Genomic DNA, 17,618 nt, shown 5'->3' with positions numbered 1-17,618 from the left:
CTTGTGAAGACGGAGCTCACATAAAAGTAGGGGAGTTCCCCTATACAGAAAAAGGAAGATTGATGTTAACTTAAAAAAAGAGAGACGCATCATTAAGAAAAACAGCAGCTTTCTATAAACATAAGGGGGTTGACCATGGCAAGACATGCTCGTTATTCCATTGTCATTGTAGGAGCCGGGACTGCTGGCATCTCTGTCGCCGCCCGTCTCGTAAGGATTTCTAAAAAACTCAAAGGACAAATTGCCATCATTGACCCGCAAACAAAGCACTACTACCAGCCTTTGTGGACATTAGTTGGAGGCGGCGCAGCGAAGAAGGAAGAGTCCGAGCGAGATCTGGCTTCTTTAATTCCCGCTGGTGTCGACTTGATCGGCGATGCTGTAACGGAGTTTCGGCCGAATCAGAACACACTTCTTACAAAACAAGGAACGATCGTTTCCTATGATTATCTTGTTGCAGCAGCCGGTTTGCAAATCGATTGGGACGGGGTCAAAGGCTTGAAAGATGCGGTCGGAAAAAACGGGGTTTGCAGCAACTATTCATATCATACGGTAGACAGCACTTGGGAAAACATCCGCAATTTTAAAGGCGGAACCGCCATTTTCACTCATCCTGATTCTCCCGTAAAATGCGGGGGAGCTCCACAGAAAATTATGTACTTAGCAGACGACTATTTCCGCAAGTCAAATGTCCGCCATCAGTCGGAGATTATTTTTGCATCGGCGAAATCGATCATTTTTGATGTCACCAAATACGCAAATGCGCTCGAAAAAGTCGTCCTGCGCAAGGATATCCAAACGATGTACAAGAGAAACTTAATCGAAATTCGGCCTGATTCAAAAGAAGCCTTGTTCGAACATTTGGAGACGGGGGAGCAGGAAGTATTCACATATGATCTTCTTCATGTGACTCCACCGATGAAAGCACCTTCATGTATAAAAGAAAGCGCATTGGCGGATGCCGGCGGCTGGGTCGATGTTGATCCGTACACTCTGCAGCACAAAAAGTTTGCCAATGTTTTCGGAATTGGAGACTGTTCCAACCTGCCGACCTCCAAAACAGGGGCGGCGATTCGCAAACAGGCTCCGGTTGTCGTGCGAAATCTAATGTCCTTGATAAAAGGCTCTTCATTAGATGCAAAGTACGATGGATATACCTCGTGCCCCTTGGTTACAGGGTACAACAAACTCGTGCTGGCCGAGTTTGACTATCACAAGGTGCCGCAAGAAACGTTTCCATTTGATCAGTCCAAGGAACGATTCAGCATGTACCTGTTAAAAAGAAGATTGCTTCCCATCATGTATTGGAATGGCATGTTAAAAGGACTGATGTAAGACAGGACAAAGCATGATGCGAACTCAAAAAAGGATATATTGCGATAAATGTTTCAAGAGGGGGAATACAACATGTTATTGCGCTATTTTTACGATAAAAAACTGGCCCATGCATCCTATCTGGTTGGCTGCCAAAAAACAGGGGAAGCCATTGTGATTGACCCCGGCCGCAATCTAAAACCATATTTGCAAGCAGCCAAGGAAGAAGGGCTAAACATCACAGCGGCCGCAGAAACCCATATTCACGCCGACTTTGTTTCCGGTGCCCGCGAACTCGGCGCTACACATCAAGCGAAGCTGTATCTTTCCGATGAAGGAGACGCAAATTGGAAATACCAATATGTCGATGAATCGAAACATCAACTTGTGAAAGACGGCGATCGCTTTTCCATTGGTAACCTGATGTTTGAGGTTATGCATACTCCCGGCCATACCCCGGAAAGCATTTCTTTCCTGTTGACGGACGGCGGAGGAAATGCGGATCGTCCAATCGGCATCTTTACTGGAGATTTCGTCTTTGCAGGCGACATCGGCAGACCCGATTTGCTTGAAAAGGCGGCGGGGATTAAGGGAACGTCAGAGTCGGGGGCAAGAGCGATGTTCAAGTCCCTCATGAAGTTTAAACAGCTCCCGGATTACTTGCAGGTTTGGCCGGCTCACGGCGCAGGGAGCGCTTGCGGCAAGGCATTGGGAGCCATTCCAACTACGACTGTCGGCTACGAAAAGATGTTTAACTGGGCAATGGCTTACACCGATGAAGAGGAATTCGTAAATGCCTTGCTTGATGGACAACCAGAACCGCCGAAGTATTTTGCTGAGATGAAACGAGTGAATAAAGAAGGCCCTGCATTGCTCAAAGATCTTTCTGCCGTTTTAGAGATTATGTCGATTGAACAAGTGAAAGATTTGCAGGGGAAAGAGCAAATTGTGGATACCCGCTCCTCCCGGGAATTTGCTGAAGGGCACCTCAAAGGCACGATCAACATTCCATTCAACAAGGGGTTTACAAACTGGGCAGGCTGGCTCATCGACTACAATCGTCCTGTGTACTTCATAACGTATCCGGCTGAAGTGAACGAACTCGTGGAAGCGCTGCGCTCTGTAGGCATTGACAATATTGCAGGGTTTATGGATCGTGACAAAATTCTGGAAAGCGGTGCTTTTTCACTTGAATCGTACGCGGAGATCATACCACTGGAGATCGCAAAATTAGTGGAAGACGGATTCGTGCACGTGCTTGATGTTCGCAATCTGACTGAATGGCAGGAAGGTCATATTCCGAATGCGCAACACATCATGCTGGGAACGCTCCCAGAACGGCTCGATGAAATTAGAAGGGACTGTCCGATTCTTGTGCAATGCCATTCCGGAGCCCGATCTGCAATAGGGGCCAGCATCCTGCAAGCTAACGGCGGTTTCAAACAAGTATTGAGTTTAAGCGGCGGCATTGTCCAATGGCAGAAAGACGGGCTTGCCATTTCAACCCCTTGCAGCGAATTAAAATGAAAGAAAGTTTCTCTGCTCAAGCGCATGGAATAAAAAGTAAAGAGGCCGCTATGTCTTACTCCCGGCCTCTTGACTGATAGTATTTCCGCTTTTCCTTCTCCGTCTGATCACTCTTCTGAAACATATCCGCAGCGCCCGATTCTTCGTTTTTCTCTTTCTTCGAATCAAGGCCGACGATGACTGTTTTTCCCGTCCGTCCACGATGAAATACATTTCGTTGCATACAAAAAGCGATTTGTTGACTTTAGGAAATTGACATTGACAAAAGTATTGTGCAAAATACCCCCTTTTTATAAAATGAAAAGTAATTATTTGGATATTGAAGGGGGAGAGTGTGTGAAAAAGAAAATGTGTTTTTTAATAGTGCTGCTTTTTGCAGGTGGTTGTTTTGTGACTCCATATGACTTTGTCTCGGCTGAAGAGTTTGTAGACCATCAAACTGACAGTGACGATCTATATTACTCAGGGAAAAAGACAAGGGAAATGGTAAAGGATGGGCCGATGCATTTTACGCTGGAAACAACATACCATGAAAATGGAATCGTTGAAGCCATTGTTATGGAAAATAAACATACGACTCATATTCAATATAACCCCGCAACGGGCATGACTATATTAAACGGTGTCACATTAGAAACAAAGAAAGAATTTGAAATGGGTTTGCCAGCGTACAAAGAAGTATACATGGGCACTGTAACAAATAATGTTCCGGCAGGCACTTTGGTTGGAGCGGCAATTTCTTTGACGAGTATATGGACCAGGGTTCCTGCGAGCAGAGTAAAACAAACAGTTTTAACCCTAACTTCATTGGCTGTAGGAGAGACGCTTGATAAATTAATAAAGGTAAAAATCAAGCAATATAGAACTTCGAAGCCTGTGAAAGATGGAAGCATGTGTTACAAACAATATAAATATAAGCATAAGTCCACTTGGTACTATAAGAAAAAACAAAGTAAACAACAAAGCTCAAGCTGGTTTTTACAAAGTAAGCCCTGTTAAGGAGAGAGAAAATGAGCAAATGTCCGATATGCAGGAAACCGTTTACTTTTAGAGAAAAATATAAGCTTATTAGAACAAAAACGCCAACTTGCCCCAGATGTAAAAGTCCACTAAAGGAAACAACAGCTTCAAAATTGCTTTTTGGTTTAATTTTTATTTTGCCAATACTTTATTTTATGTCTTTTTGGAGCGGATGGGATTCAATAGTAAAGTGGTTTTCTCTTTTTATTTGGATTGTGTTTTGTTTATATATTTTGCAACCTGTACTTTATCGTTTTGATAAGACAAAAGCTTAAGTTATTAAGCTAAGGAGAGAGAGTAAAGCAACTCCCAAAAAGGAGTTGTTTTTTATTGGTGAAATAACAATTGCTTTTTATCATATTTTATTAAAATTTGTTGAATTGTGTTCGTGTTATTTTTAATCATATATAACATATTTGCTGAATATTTGTTTTGATAATCATAAATCAATATTTTTTGAGAGCGAGTGTTTTTACGTGAGGTGCGGAATGAAAAAGATCATAAAGGTATTTTGTATTGCCGGATTAATAAATTTGGGCAATTGTGTTTATATAATTAGAGGATTTTTTGAAGAAAAAAGAGTGAATTACCTTTTTTTGATGATAGAATACTATGTAATAGCATAAATAAGGAGGATTCTATGAAAAAGAAACTTTTATTTATTGGAGTGCCAATTGTGGCAATCCTTGCAATCATTTTATTTATTTCAGGCAGATCCCCTGAACCTTCAGATCTCGCAAAAGAATTTGAAGAAAAAATTAAACAGGAAGATGCTAAGGGATTATTGAAACTTGTTAAAGTTGACAATGGAACGAAGTGGGGAGAAAAGGAAGCCGAAAGTATAATCAAGTATTTAAAAGATGATGAGTCTGATTATAAAGATCAAATCATGCTATTAAATGCACAGGCCAGTTACTACGAATCAGATGGAAAAGCCAATAATATAATTTCGCAGCAATATCCTGGGGAAAGCATATCTAATATTGGTCCTTTTTATATTAAAAAGGATAAAGGGATTTTTGGAGGCGACAAATACGTTTTAAAGGCCCGTGGTTATAAGTTAGAAGTACATGCAGCCAAAGGAGCTAATGTTACTTTTAACGGTGAAACAGTTGATATGCAAGGTAAGGGTTCCAAGGAGCTAGGTGTTTTTGGGCCAGGGGTATATACCATTAAAGGCAGCAAAAAATATGATTATACAACGGTTGATGATAAAACAGAAGTGACGCTATTTGATCCTGAAAAATTTGAGGAAACCGCCAGCCTTAATTTTAGCGGTGATACGGTTTCTGTAAACTCTGACATTCCGAATACAAAGGTACTGGTTAATGGGAAAGAATCAGGAGAATCTATTTCCGAAAATACGGTGTTTGGCCCCGTAAAAGACGGTATTAAGCTTCAAGGATTAGCTGAATTTCCATGGGGGGAAGGAAAAAGCGAGGCAGTCACAGTCCAATCAGAAACTACGGAAGAATATAACCTTACACCTAACCCAATTGTCAACGATGAGATGAAAGAAAAAATAAAATCGCTGATCAATGATTTTGCTAAAAATAGAAATGAAGCTAAAGCGAAAAAAGATGCAAATAAGCTTAAAAATGTTTCAGACAGTTTGAAGAAAAGCTACATAGATGTAATTAAGAATTATGACAAAGAAAATTACTATGAAGGTAAAGCTTTGGGTACTCGCATTGACTTTTCTAAGGTGACTTACGAAAACGGCAGTGGGGGAAAACAGTTGATCCATGTTCCTGTGGAATTTCATCTGAAATCGAGAGAGGTTTATGAATTTATGGATTCAGAGCTTGAAGAAAATTTCGATGAAGAAATCGTAACATTACAATACGATGAAGAGAAAAAAAGCTGGATTATCGAAGGTGAAAAAGATGACTATGAGTCATCGAATAATGATTATATGGCAAGCAAAGATGTAGCCAAAACAACTTTTTAAGATGATTAGCCCTTCATGATTGAAGGGCTAAATTCTTTTCTGCTTGTTTTTTTTGTTTTTCTTTCTTAACCCTTTCCTTATCGATAAAACTCATGGAACATCTACATTAAAATCGCGTTTTTCAATCTTAGAAACATAACTGCATGTGATCCCTAGTTCTTTTGCAATTTCCTTTTGTATTTTTTCTATTTTTAACTTAATCCCAAATCCTCCAAATATAACTTATTTTTCACGCTCATCTAAAATATTGATGGTCTTTTTATTTTGCTAATTCCAGATTTAACTGAATTGTGGAGATAAAATCCTCATTTTAGACTTCAGCATATTAATCAGCGATACTTCCTTTTCTTCTTGATCTTGGCCGATGGGTTCGTACAGTGAAACATCCTTTTGAGTTTTCTTCCGGGTTCTAAGGTGCATCAGAATTTCGTTTTCTATACACAGCGCGGCACACAACAAAGTAGCAAGTTCTAGTTGTAACAAAGGAAGAAAAACCCCTTCTATTAGTAAGGATAAAAAAGTTCCTTATTCTAATGGAAGGGGGAGGGCGTACTATTAAACTCTAAAAGAGTTCAGTTTTCCAAGACTTTTTAGGAGCGAAGAACCACAAATTCCAAAAGTCATCCTTTGACTTAACTGCATATCTGTAGATTGTTGTTGACTTTGAAGCGGATGGAGCACTTAAATAAAATTCATGGTTCGGAGCCTTGTCATGTTTACCTGAAATGGATGCCATACTCTTCGTCAGCATTACATTATAACTGTAGTCAATCTTTGGATAATAGCTTCCGAATGGTATTCCAACTGCATGTGTTACAGTCCAATGGAGGTAATCGCTTTTTTTGCTAGTGATATGCAGCTTTATTCCAGAGCTACTGGCGGTTTTTCTTTCGATGATTTTTTTGCAGTTCGGGTCGCTACATCTAACAGATTGACTGACATCTTTAAACAGGGTTATGCTTGTCGGCGAATGGAATTGTGTATTAACCATCGCCTGTGTTCTGAATTTACTTGATGTATCTGAAAATCCTCTATTATCCCCCTTTAAATATGTTTTCGAAATCTCTGGTTTAGGATCTGCAACTGTTTTGTAAGGAATGAAAGTTTTATAATCCCATCCCTTCATATTATCCTTTGGTAGCTTTCCTTGTATTGAAAAGTTTTCGTCAGTCGTTACATCAGCTAATACAGAATCTTTTGATTCTAAGTATGATTCTTTGTTTTCCGGCATATCTACAACTGCAGAGAGGGAACCTTCAACACTCATGATTTTAGATTTTTCTTCTTCTGAAAGATTTGAACCCGATTCTTGTATCTTTTTCTCGATCTCTTTTTTCTTTGCTTCAGGCGGGTCCAAACTAACTTGGATAGAGTAGTTGTATTTTTCACCTGATTTCACATGGTAGTCTATAAACTCTTGATTTGTTGTTTCACCTATTTTTTGATCGTCTCTATAAACCTCATATACTCCGTCTTTGTCAGGGAGTTCATCCCATGAAAGCTGAACGCTTTCAGCATCAGCTATAACATTTAAGTGACCGTTTTGAATTTGGTAAGCCATTAAATCTTCGGCATAAGATTCTTCAGATGAATTTAAAGCTTTTTCTCCTAAATCATTGGAGACGTTTAGAGTAACCACTTTCTTTAACTTATCTTTTTGAAAGATCCCTATTTTATATTTATCTCCAATCGTTGACACATCATCACTGTATTCGTTAGAATCACCTTCGTAAACTGGTGCGCCATTTTTGAAAAACTTGTATTCGTCTCCTTTTTCGTTTACCTTTAATGTAACATGTCCATTTTTTACTTTTGTTTCAATATCAGGGATCTCTTTCGCATAACCTTTAGGTATTGAACATAAACAAAGAAACAGAATTAGCAAGAAAGATAGAACAAAAAACTTTCTCATGGGAATTCCTCCGATCTTTGAAAAAATTGATTTCAAGAGAAAGGGAGTTTGATTAATGCGTATTTTTGGTGGGATTATTAGTTATTTATGTACAGTTGTTTTTTCAGTTGTATCAGCGGCAATTGTCTACACGTTGATGTTCTTAGAAGGGTTTGGTTTTTCGTCTTTTGGAGCGATAAGTTTGTTTATGTTTGTTGCTTATTTAATCTTTGCTACACCGATACAAATCTTTCTAAATCGCAAACCAAAAAAATTTCATGGATGGTATTTGGTGACTTACTTTATAGTTTCTCTTGTCGTTTGTGGGGTTTTAGCCTTATTGACTAATTACGGTCTGACTGCTTTTGTTTCGTATAAACTATATCTTTTTAGTTTTCTTTTGGCATTAATTTATTGGTTTTGGGACTCTGTTTTTAGACAAAAGAAATAGAGCACATAAGATTAAGTCAAATTTCACCCCTTTACTTTTTATTTGTGCGAGTCAATTGTACCACACGAAATTACAATTTCAAGAAAATATACATATTTTTTAGAAATAAACCTTTTTTAGGATTTAACTGTTCTTTGTTAGATCAGTTCAGTGATAAACAATACACTTTATGATGAACCATAGGGTTTCTTCATGTGCGGGTCAGCCAACGGATATGATCACAACCGATAAAGCGAAGACCTAGTCGTCCGTTGCTTGGGTGATCAACTATCATCACATTTTGTTTCTCCAGCATCAGCACACCTTACGAAAACATACGTTAAAAATGGAGTTAATCCGGGATATCTAGGCAGTAGAAGCTCAGCGACTTATCGAAAAAAAGTTATTAGGAAATTTAAGTCTGACAATGCTGTCAAAGTATCAATAAAGGGATGGCAACAAAAACAAACCGATGATAATGAAGCTAAGGTGACTTATTACCTTTACCAGGATGGATCAGAAGTAAACCATGTAACTGTACTGAGAGAATATAACTGAATCACGCAATTGGTATTACAAAGCCTTCAGCAATGTTAAACCTGGTGTTGAAAGAGAAACCTATGCGGAAAACAATTCCTCAGGAGGTGTTGGATTAGGATTAGATGCTTATTGGGATACGGCAGAAAAATAAAACTGACGTAAGGATAATCCACGTCAGTTTTTTAGTATTGAGAGAAGGGGACTCAGAATCTAATCCTGTTACTATACTATGTAAAGGCATCAGACCCGACACTATCCTACTTTTATACTCGAAGGAGTGAAGAGTTTAGTCGGTGTTCCGGTTTTACAAAGTATTCAGTATCTCTTTGAGTCCATTATTTTTCCAATGCTCAGACTGTCGAGTATCATTTTTGATTAACCTTTCAATTTGTTTAGGAGATAAAATTACAATATCCTTGACTGCACCAGATCTGATTGCTTTACGGAGAGCAGATATGTCAAGTTCTATTATATTTTCACTATATCCCTTTGCACACCGCCTTTTTCAGTACCATCTTTATCAAATCGATTTATCGGAATCCATGCCTCTTGTATTACTGACAGAAATGGTAATAGTATGTTAATTGTCGGAGAAAGGTGGTATGGAAAAAGTACTTTATCCTTAGAGTTCCTTCTGAACAATTGTTATATTCAGATTTTAACCATTTAAGAGAAGCCGCCGATATTTGCGATATCCTTTTTAAGGAAAATATTAATTATAGGAGGAAAAAATGATTTTAATAAGAAAAGCCAAATCGTCAGACGCTAATTCAATTGCCAATGTTCATGTGGAAAGTTGGAAAACCACATATCAAGGAGTATTGCCTGATGACACGTTATCTAAGCTCTCTGTCGAAAATCAGGCAGAGCTTTGGAGAACTTCATTAAGTGATCCTCAAAATCAAGATATTGTCTATGTTGCACAAGAAACCGACGGTAAAATTATAGGCTTTGCTTCCGGAGGTCCAAACCGTGATCATCTTAGCAAATATAAGGGTGAAGTTTCCGCGATTTATCTGTTGTTACAGTATCAGAAAAAAGGAATCGGATCTCGACTAATGAAGGCGATTGTAGAGGAGCTTGTAAAGAAAAACATAAAATCATTATTGGTATGGGTTTTAGCCGGTAATCCATCGATAAATTTTTATGAAAAGCTAGGTGGAAGGCAGAGCACAACAAAACAAATACAATTCGGTGAAGGTTATTTCAAAGCTATTGCTATCGGCTGGACGGATATAAATGGTTTTTTGTTATAAAATGATCTACGTGTTATTATATGCTCCCCTAAAGGTAGGCAGATGAAATAAAAAAATCTGTTTGGTTGCTTTGGGAATCGGGATGCTCGTTACCAGGCCAATGATCGGAAAAATGATTGATAAGATTGGTGCGAAATCCGTGGTTATGATCAGTCTTGTTTTTCCGCTTATCTTAATCACCGATAAAACAAGTTTGATCTGGATTTCCATCGTATTGTTCATCCGCTGCACCAGTATCGGGGGGAATCTTCCGTTGGCGAGTGACGCTTATACAGGGCTTGACAGAAAACAACTTCCAGAAGCAGGTGTCGGTATTAATAATATTGAAAACCCTGGTTCAAGCTTCGGTTCAGCTGTGATCGCAACCGTTGGCGCAACTGTCATGGAAGGATTGCAACCAACGATTGCGAATAGCTTAAAAGGTTATCATGCCGGGTTCTTAGTTTCTACAATTGTCCTTGCCATAATCTTCATCCCACACATAAAAAAGCCAAATAAACAAATGCTCACTGGTGAAGTTTACACGCTCCAAGAGCATTCAAAATTGGCTGATTTATTCCATACGGGGAAACTTCATCAAGCAGAAGACGCGCCCGTTACCCAGCCAAATTAGCTCGCATAAAAAGAGGCCGGGTTTATATAATTCCGAGCCTCTTCATCGATCTCACTTCCCCTTCGCCTTCTTCCTTTTCTCCTTCTCCGCCCGGTAAAACTCATGAAACATCTTCATCAGCGCGCGCTTCTCAATCCGCGACACATAGCTCCGCGAAATCCCAAGCTCTTTCGCAATTTCGCGCTGCGTTTTTTCTTTCTTCAAATCAAGGCCGAAGCGGCCGACGATGACTTCTTTTTCTCTGCCGTCAAGGATGTCGATGTATTTTTTGACTTTTTCAAGCTCCATGTTGAGCTGGATGGTGTCGATGACGTCTTCGTTTTCTGATTTGAGGACATCAATGAGGCTGATTTCAATGCCACTCACAGGTTATCCGTTTTTGTTGTATTAAAGTAATAAAGAATCTTTAAGTTTAACGTAAGTTTTTGGGCATGCCGAGATGTGAAAACAAAGAAATTTCAGTTTCTCTTTCCAATATTCGGGAGACGATTTAATCAAGCTCGATCTATTTCGCCCTGATCAAGAAAAAAGTGAATACTTGGGTACGTTATGGACGGTTTCAGAGAACGGTACGGCTCGTCAGCACTTCTACACGAAGTTTCTTATACAAACGCCTGAACCGCACGATTTAGATTAAAGCTAGAAAGGAAAATTGTGTATGCTGCGGGACAGAGGAGTATCAAATGGGTGTCAATGATGTTACCGGAACACGTTGAATTGATCAAAGAATATCATGAAGGTCTTGATAAGGTTAAAAAGCCGGTTTTAGATGAACAAAAATATGACGAACTCAATAATAAAGTAATCCGTGATGCGATGGAAGAGAATAAACTTTTGCAATTTTTCTTTTATCAGATTTCAGAAGAGAGAGAAGATAAAAGAGTTGACTGGACATATCCATTATATTGATACCTTAAAGTGAGAGCTATGAGCCTTACAGATTAAAGATGTATTATAAGTAGATAACATTATCGGGATCGAATCAAGCACTCTCTTCTAAAGCTCTTATCCAAGTATAGGGCTGATTCACTTGTGTTGAATAAAAGGAATTGATAGCTGTTCAATTTCAGAAAGGTCAATTAAGTTTTCTAACCAGGACTTAATTGACCAAAACAGAGAGAGGGTCAAGGTAATAGATGGGACACAAAGTATTTATTCTTTTAAGAAATTTTCGGCTAAACAAAGCCCCCCCATTAAGACACCAGCTACAAAAAAACCAATCGTAATTTTCCAATCAAAAAGGAAGTAAGAAAACAAAGTACTGATAAAGGTGTAAATTAACCAAATTAAAGGTGGGCTTTTTTGTTTCAAGATCATCCATCCCTTTCAGCTCAATATTTTTCAGCATCGTTCTGTTTCCAGAAATAATCAGAAAAAACGCCTGCAAAAGCCTCCATTGAATTGTCTAGCTCTTGCATATTGTTATCTACTCCACCAGCTTCTAATAAAATAGAGTGCTTGGACAAATCTTGATTATAGAGGCCATTCCCTGCATCTCTCCCTTTCGCTAGTACACCTCTGCTTATTCCAGGGTATTTTTTTTCTAGTTCTTTATGAAGATTTTTTGCAAATTCTAGATTTTCTTCGTAGTTAGGATTTGCTTTGCCTATAACAAAAACCAAGCGAGCATAACTCTTACCTTTTATATTAATCGTAGTTTTCTCTTTTCTAAGTGCATCTCTATGAATATCGATTGCATATGTTAAATCTTTATTTGTTGCAGTTGCTTCTTTAACAAGTGAACGGGAATAGCGATATGATTGATTGGCGTTCCATCCTCTATTATGAAGTTTTTCAGTTGCATTTACAGTACTTTGTTCAACACCAATTCCTTTACTTTCTAGGTTTTGTTTTAATTTTTTCCCCACCCCTATAACATTAACTCTTTCATCAGAACTAACTGCATCATCTGGCGTATTTGCATTCTTAAGAAGAGGAAGGAAGGATTCCCAGCTGTGAGTATGATAAAGGTAAACAACTTTTCTTCCGTTAGTGGTCTGAGAAGGTTTTGGGTTCGAATCTTTATTTTCTTTACTATCCTCTGTCAACATTTCTTGTGAAACTTCTTTTTCTTTTAGCAATACTTCCATTGGGGGTGAAGACTCTTCAGGTAGAGTAGTGAAATCTGTCCCTTGTCCAGCGACTTCAATTTTCGTATCAAATTCTGAAAACCCCGGAATTTCTTTTCCTAAGAAGGTTCTGTAGTCATCGGGTTTTACATTGGTCATTAACTGAAAAGCTAACTTAGTTATTGAAATGTCCTTTAATGGATTTTGATTTGCTGCAAAATATTTATTTTCACTGGCTAGAAAATAGTGAAAAACCTTTTGAGAATCGGTTTCTCTTAATGCAGTATTCATAAAGTCCGCTGAGATTCTAATTGAAAGAAACGTTGTCATCAATCCTATGATTATAAACAAACCAACAAAGGATAAAATCCCTGCTTGAATATAAAGGAAGACATATCTCTTTTTTCCCTTTCTTTTCATAATGCCCCTCCTAAAAAACGATTTCCTTGTAAGTATATGAAAGAGTAAGAGGGAATAGAATCATAAATAGACAAGTTTCAAAAAACAACCCTTTTCGAACCAGATTTCCCTTTTATTTTTTTTATATGAAAAAAAAGGATTTTTTGTAGTCTTGAAGAAATGAATACAAAGAACTTATTTCTTTGCTGAAAGGGTGGGATTGGATGGAGTTAATTTTTTTCATACAATGTTTCTTTAGTGTAATGTTCTCAATCTCTTTTATCGTTAAATTGAAAAACATTAGCGGTTTCATCGAAACAGTCTCTTCCATAATAAGCAATCTTTTTGTTGTAAAAATTTCCGCATACTTTTTCCTTATCTTAGAGGCGTTAGCAGCGATAACAATAGCATTTAATACTACCAAGCTTTTTGGTGAAGTGATCATTTTGATGTTATTGCTGGCATTCTTAATTAGCAATCTATTGGTTCAATTTAAAAAGCAGAAAATCAAATGCAATTGTTTTGGGAAACTAAGTGAAGAATTTCTTGGTGACAAGGTTTCATATTATCGTATAACAGTTTTAGGTCTGTTACTGGGAACTCTAATTTTTTTTAGAAGGTCCCAAACAGGTATTGAACTCGTTCCTCTTAATACGACTCTAAATCTATTCTTATCAAGTATTGCTGTCATGCTTACATACTTTTTAATTAATACTTACATACATTTAATGTATATGAGGAGGAATAAATATTGAGTGAAACAATTCTAATGATCTCCCTGTCTTTTTTAGTTATAACAGTTGCATTCTTGGTACTGCAACTTTATAGGAATATGCTAAGAACAAAGAAGCAACAGGGATTATTAAAAAGTGACGAAGGACTACCGAAAGGAGAAACTTACCCAATCACCACATTAAAAACGATTGTGGGGCAAGAAGTGACTATCTCAAAAAAGACACGAGGAGTTATATTGATCTTCACTTCATATGGATGTAGTGGTTGTAAGAGAGTTTACCCATTTCTTGAATTACTTAAGAAAGAGTATCCCAAAATACAATTTGAACTAATAATGTTAGCGAACAAGAAACAGGCACAAGAAACTATATCTTTATATAATTTAGAAGATTGGTCAGTATCAATAATCGACCATGAACACTTACATACCCTTGGAATAACCGGTTTTCCTTTTTCTTACTTAATTTCAAATGAAGGAAAAGTAATCGAAAAGGGTTTGATAAATTATAAAAAAGATATTGACTTTTTAGTATCTATGTTACAAGTAAAAAAAATATCTTAATATATTCAGAACTTGAAAGGGGGTGAAAAAATGGAGAACGAAGAACTTAATCTTGATTTTGCACCTCAAGATGCAGACTGCTGGTATATTTATTGCTCCACTAACACTTGTGGAGCAGCAAGACAAGCTACAATAGAATATTGTAATGGACCAGATAGAGTGCCTTATAAACAGCATTGTGGATGTGGGTACTTCGCGTAAAATAAAGGGGGTCGGGTATTAATCCGATCCTCTCTTAAGAGGTTAAAATTGTGATTACATACTTTTTGAAATCTTTTCATTTAATTTTCAAAACTAATAAGCTATGGATTTTTGGTTCTCTATTTATTCGTATCTTGAATGGATTGTTTCCTGTATGTGAATTATGGATACTTACTAGACTTGTTAACGAAACAGCAAGTATCATAACAGACAAAAAAGACAACGTTTTTACATTACTCCTCTTATTATTTATACAATTAATAATTATGATATCTAGGTCTTCTTGTGTTCATATAATGAATGTATTAGACAAGGATATGGAATTAAAATTGAATCTTAAGTTGGGAAACATGATCATTGAAAAATCCTTGAATTCCCCCTTTTTTTATTTTGACATGCCTGAGTTTTATAACCATCAATTTAGGATTAACAACTATGGGCACAGTTTTTTAAGGCCGATCAGCAACTCTATGCATGTACTGCAATTATGTATAACAATTGTTTCGTATATAGGCTTTTTGTTCTTTATTCATTGGGGACTTGTGGTCTTAGGGATCCTAGCTTCAATTCCTGCCTTCATCATCCAGTACAAGTTTGGTTACTCAAATTTCAATTTAAATAGGCTCCAATCCGGATTAATGAGAGAAGCGAGCTATATCAATTCCTTATTTAGAAACAAACAAAGCATTAAAGAGATCAAATTATTTAGATCAGGGAACTTTTTAATTAATAGATGGAGGAAGCTCACCACATCAAACAATAAAAAAATCTTAAAGCTCTTTTTTAAACAAAATTGGGCAAACATAGGATTGGACTCTCTGACCGCTGTTCTTTATTCCATGTCTGCAGTTTTAATGGTCTGGCTGTTGAAATTAGGAAAAATGAATATAGGAAGCTTTGTATCAACAGCACAAGCAATTCAGGGACTACAAGGAACTGTTAACCAAACATCACATTTATTAGCTTCCCTTTTCGAAAGCAATCTTTATATAAAAGACTTCTTTGATTTTATTGAATATCAAAATGAAGATGATGCAAAAAAAGAAAAGTTAGAAAAAAATATTGCAAATAAATCGGATACAGCAAATATCTCACTTAAGCATGTTTACTTTAAATATCCACTAAGCAATGGTTACTCTCTGAAGGACATTAATTTGGAAATAAAGGATAAAGAAAAAGTTGCGATTGTAGGTCATAATGGTTCAGGAAAAACTACATTGATTCAATTGATTATCGGTCTATATAAACCCACTGCCGGAAACATCTTTTTAGAAGGAAAAGATTTATGCCAAATAGACGAAAATGAGTTAAGTGAGTATGTTAGCGTTGTTTTCCAAGACTTTGTTAGATATGCCTTGTCAGTTAAAGAAAATATTGCTTTAAGCGATATTAGTCAAATAGACAATCTAAATGAAATTAAACAGACTGCATTTTTAAGCGGAGCAGACAGCTTTATAGAGGCATTGCCTAACGGTTATGATACGACTTTGGGAAAAGTTCTCCCGAATAGTATTGATATCTCAGGAGGTCAGTGGCAGCGGATAGCTCTTGCTAGATCAATTTTCAAAAAATCAAAATTGATAATACTGGATGAGCCAACTGCTGCTCTAGATCCTAAAACAGAGGCCTATGTCTTTGAGAAATTTAGAGAATTGACCGAGAATAAAACAGCTATTTTTATTTCACATCGATTAGCTTCGGTTAAGATGGCAGATCGAATTATTCATTTAAAAGATGGTCAGATTTTAGAAGAAGGCAGCCACAAAGAGCTTATGGCGTTAAAGGGTGAATATTATAATATGTATATGACCCAAGCTAAGTGGTTCGATGGGCAAAGAGAGGAGGTTATCTCCTAAGTTAGCTGCAGCTAGACAGGCAGGCCAGTCTATTTCCTGCAGTTATCAAAATGAGAACTGAAAATGAAACGAAAACCGGCTTCGATCGATGACAGTGGGCTGTCTCAGTACAGGGTTAAGGGCTTGATGATGACTAATTTCATAAAGGTCAAATAAGTTTTCTAAACCAAACTCAATTGACCTTTAGCAATGTTAAAGCCTATTATTTTGGGGGAGAGGTGCTATAATACTTTTAAATTTAACCCGTTATCCTTAAAAATAATGGGAAGAACTCGATTAGAGTATCCCCCTCACCATATAAAAATTAATTTAGATTAGCTAACATTTTTGTGTTGGCAATGTTCCTGCTTGAGTGAAACTTACCATACTGTTAGTGTGGTGGTTGGTTCAAACGTTACTTTTTAACAGGCTTAAAAGTGGTTAGAAGTGGGGGAGTTTTTAAAGCATCCCCCACTTACATTTTCTGAATTAGAACCGAAACACAATGAATTTCACTTCCTCTTCGTCTTCTTCAGCTTTTCCTTCTCAGCCCGATAAAACTCATGAAACATCTTCATCAGCGCCCGTTTCTCAATCCGCGACACATAGCTCCGCGAAATCCCGAGCTCTTTCGCGATTTCGCGCTGCGTCTTTTCTTTCTTCAAATCAAGGCCGAAGCGGCCGACGATGACTTCTTTTTCTCTGCCGTCCAGAATGTCGATGTATTTTTTGACTTTTTCAAGCTCCATGTTGAGCTGGATGGTGTCGATGACGTCTTCGTTTTCCGATTTGAGGACATCGATGAGGCTGATTTCAATGCTACTCACAGGTTATCCGTTTTTGTTGTATTAAAGTGATAAAGAATTGACTGTTTTTGTTCAGGGAGCTTAGCGCCACCGGTTAGACTTATAGGTAATATATTTTTACTAGGTTGAGGCAACTCGAATTAATTAAAAAAGATACCGAGAAACCGAGCTATATTAGTATCTTTTTTTGCTATTACTTTAGAGTTATTAAATCTCTCTAGGAGTACCCATGACATGACATAAATGACATTACAGAACTGATTTGAGTAGAAATAAGAAGGAGCGATATTCGTAAAAGTAATAGCACATCTAGCCAATTTTGAAGTTTTTGCCCTTGGTCTTAAAATATATAAAACACATGATTAAGTTCTAAATTCTTTACCGATCGTTCTCGAATTTGATATACTTGAAACAGGTTAGATCTAACTGTTTTGCTACTCAAATGAGAATGATCATTCTTTAATTGTTT

General features: G+C 37.3%; 14 protein-coding genes and 4 pseudogenes. 11 read left to right on the top strand and 7 right to left on the bottom strand.

Going from position 1 to position 17,618, the window contains the following annotated elements:
• Positions 1-135 precede the first annotated feature (135 nt).
• Both MKY62_RS13850 and MKY62_RS13845 read left to right on the top strand, forming a co-directional pair.
• Positions 136-1,335: an FAD/NAD(P)-binding oxidoreductase gene (locus MKY62_RS13850; RefSeq protein ID WP_003183740.1), complete on the top strand. Its 1,200-nt coding sequence runs from the start codon at positions 136-138 to the stop codon at positions 1,333-1,335.
• A gap of 72 nt (positions 1,336-1,407) precedes the next feature.
• Positions 1,408-2,841 (top strand): MBL fold metallo-hydrolase, encoded by a 1,434-nt coding sequence (locus MKY62_RS13845; RefSeq protein WP_003183739.1) that lies wholly within the window; start codon positions 1,408-1,410, stop codon positions 2,839-2,841.
• 55 nt (positions 2,842-2,896) lie between these two features.
• Here the strand turns inward: MKY62_RS13845 and MKY62_RS13840 are convergent, their stop codons facing one another.
• The gene (locus tag MKY62_RS13840) at positions 2,897-3,064 is read right to left on the bottom strand and encodes a hypothetical protein (RefSeq protein ID WP_017474352.1); all 168 of its coding nucleotides are present in this window, start codon (positions 3,062-3,064) and stop codon (positions 2,897-2,899) included.
• Between the two features lie 113 nt (positions 3,065-3,177).
• On the opposite strand from MKY62_RS13840, the gene MKY62_RS13835 reads away from it, so the two are divergent.
• Together MKY62_RS13835 and MKY62_RS13830 are read left to right on the top strand one after the other, a co-directional pair.
• Positions 3,178-3,840: a hypothetical protein gene (locus MKY62_RS13835; protein WP_017474351.1), complete on the top strand. Its 663-nt coding sequence runs from the start codon at positions 3,178-3,180 to the stop codon at positions 3,838-3,840.
• Positions 3,841-4,501: 661 nt separating this feature from the next.
• Positions 4,502-5,812, top strand: coding sequence for a hypothetical protein (locus tag MKY62_RS13830; protein WP_017474350.1), 1,311 nt, complete (start codon positions 4,502-4,504; stop codon positions 5,810-5,812).
• Between the two features lie 77 nt (positions 5,813-5,889).
• On the opposite strand, the pseudogene MKY62_RS13825 reads toward MKY62_RS13830, so the two are convergent.
• Positions 5,890-6,283, bottom strand: a pseudogene (locus MKY62_RS13825) (sigma factor-like helix-turn-helix DNA-binding protein); the annotation flags it as partial.
• A 91-nt stretch (positions 6,284-6,374) separates the two neighbouring features.
• The gene (locus MKY62_RS13820; RefSeq protein WP_003183736.1) at positions 6,375-7,724 is read right to left on the bottom strand and encodes a hypothetical protein; all 1,350 of its coding nucleotides are present in this window, start codon (positions 7,722-7,724) and stop codon (positions 6,375-6,377) included.
• 55 nt (positions 7,725-7,779) lie between these two features.
• Between MKY62_RS13820 and MKY62_RS13815 the strand changes: the two genes are divergently transcribed.
• From MKY62_RS13815 to MKY62_RS13805, 3 genes and pseudogenes are all read left to right on the top strand, one after another.
• Positions 7,780-8,154: a UPF0715 family protein gene (locus MKY62_RS13815; protein WP_003183734.1), complete on the top strand. Its 375-nt coding sequence runs from the start codon at positions 7,780-7,782 to the stop codon at positions 8,152-8,154.
• Between the two features lie 1,250 nt (positions 8,155-9,404).
• Entirely contained in the window at positions 9,405-9,929 is a 525-nt protein-coding gene (locus MKY62_RS13810) for a GNAT family N-acetyltransferase (RefSeq protein WP_003183733.1), read from the top strand.
• A gap of 55 nt (positions 9,930-9,984) precedes the next feature.
• Positions 9,985-10,407: pseudogene (locus tag MKY62_RS13805) on the top strand (hypothetical protein); the annotation flags it as partial.
• 186 nt (positions 10,408-10,593) lie between these two features.
• Here MKY62_RS13805 and MKY62_RS13800 read toward each other — a convergent pair.
• Positions 10,594-10,896: pseudogene (locus tag MKY62_RS13800) on the bottom strand (sigma-70 family RNA polymerase sigma factor); the annotation flags it as partial.
• Positions 10,897-11,235: 339 nt separating this feature from the next.
• Between MKY62_RS13800 and MKY62_RS13795 the strand changes: the two are divergent.
• Positions 11,236-11,451 (top strand): YolD-like family protein, encoded by a 216-nt coding sequence (locus tag MKY62_RS13795; RefSeq protein ID WP_225315882.1) that lies wholly within the window; start codon positions 11,236-11,238, stop codon positions 11,449-11,451.
• Positions 11,452-11,694: 243 nt separating this feature from the next.
• On the opposite strand, the gene MKY62_RS13790 is transcribed toward MKY62_RS13795, so the two are convergent.
• Positions 11,695-11,853, bottom strand: coding sequence for a hypothetical protein (locus tag MKY62_RS13790; RefSeq protein ID WP_153915838.1), 159 nt, complete (start codon positions 11,851-11,853; stop codon positions 11,695-11,697).
• Between the two features lie 20 nt (positions 11,854-11,873).
• On the bottom strand, positions 11,874-13,031 hold the full coding sequence (locus MKY62_RS13785) for a stage II sporulation protein P (protein ID WP_003186689.1): 1,158 nt from the start codon (positions 13,029-13,031) through the stop codon (positions 11,874-11,876).
• A 730-nt stretch (positions 13,032-13,761) separates the two neighbouring features.
• Between MKY62_RS13785 and MKY62_RS13780 the strand changes: the two genes are divergently transcribed.
• From MKY62_RS13780 to MKY62_RS13770, 3 genes are all read left to right on the top strand, one after another.
• Entirely contained in the window at positions 13,762-14,307 is a 546-nt protein-coding gene (locus tag MKY62_RS13780; protein ID WP_017474332.1) for a thioredoxin-like domain-containing protein, read from the top strand.
• 30 nt (positions 14,308-14,337) lie between these two features.
• On the top strand, positions 14,338-14,508 hold the full coding sequence (locus MKY62_RS13775) for a hypothetical protein (protein ID WP_003186691.1): 171 nt from the start codon (positions 14,338-14,340) through the stop codon (positions 14,506-14,508).
• A 296-nt stretch (positions 14,509-14,804) separates the two neighbouring features.
• Positions 14,805-16,364, top strand: coding sequence for an ABC transporter ATP-binding protein (locus MKY62_RS13770; protein ID WP_225315877.1), 1,560 nt, complete (start codon positions 14,805-14,807; stop codon positions 16,362-16,364).
• Between the two features lie 491 nt (positions 16,365-16,855).
• On the opposite strand, the pseudogene MKY62_RS13765 reads toward MKY62_RS13770, so the two are convergent.
• Positions 16,856-17,158 (bottom strand): annotated as a pseudogene (locus MKY62_RS13765) (sigma-70 family RNA polymerase sigma factor); the annotation flags it as partial.
• Between the last annotated feature and the right edge of the window lie 460 nt (positions 17,159-17,618).

Source organism: Bacillus sp. FSL R7-0646 (assembly GCF_037969865.1).
GTDB lineage: Bacteria > Bacillota > Bacilli > Bacillales > Bacillaceae > Bacillus > Bacillus licheniformis.
This window is presented reverse-complemented; position numbering and strand designations above follow the sequence as displayed.

Bases quoted from the DNA above. Each gene is read 5' to 3' on its own strand.
- MKY62_RS13850 (WP_003183740.1), top strand. From the start codon at position 136: ATGGCAAGACATGCTCGTTATTCCATTGTCATTGTAGGAGCCGGGACT.
- MKY62_RS13845 (WP_003183739.1), top strand. From the start codon at position 1,408: ATGTTATTGCGCTATTTTTACGATAAAAAACTGGCCCATGCATCCTAT.
- MKY62_RS13840 (WP_017474352.1), bottom strand. From the start codon at position 3,064: ATGCAACGAAATGTATTTCATCGTGGACGGACGGGAAAAACAGTCATC.
- MKY62_RS13830 (WP_017474350.1), top strand. From the start codon at position 4,502: ATGAAAAAGAAACTTTTATTTATTGGAGTGCCAATTGTGGCAATCCTT.
- MKY62_RS13820 (WP_003183736.1), bottom strand. From the start codon at position 7,724: ATGAGAAAGTTTTTTGTTCTATCTTTCTTGCTAATTCTGTTTCTTTGT.
- MKY62_RS13815 (WP_003183734.1), top strand. From the start codon at position 7,780: ATGCGTATTTTTGGTGGGATTATTAGTTATTTATGTACAGTTGTTTTT.
- MKY62_RS13810 (WP_003183733.1), top strand. From the start codon at position 9,405: ATGATTTTAATAAGAAAAGCCAAATCGTCAGACGCTAATTCAATTGCC.
- MKY62_RS13795 (WP_225315882.1), top strand. From the start codon at position 11,236: ATGATGTTACCGGAACACGTTGAATTGATCAAAGAATATCATGAAGGT.
- MKY62_RS13785 (WP_003186689.1), bottom strand. From the start codon at position 13,031: ATGAAAAGAAAGGGAAAAAAGAGATATGTCTTCCTTTATATTCAAGCA.
- MKY62_RS13775 (WP_003186691.1), top strand. From the start codon at position 14,338: ATGGAGAACGAAGAACTTAATCTTGATTTTGCACCTCAAGATGCAGAC.
- MKY62_RS13770 (WP_225315877.1), top strand. From the start codon at position 14,805: ATGAATGTATTAGACAAGGATATGGAATTAAAATTGAATCTTAAGTTG.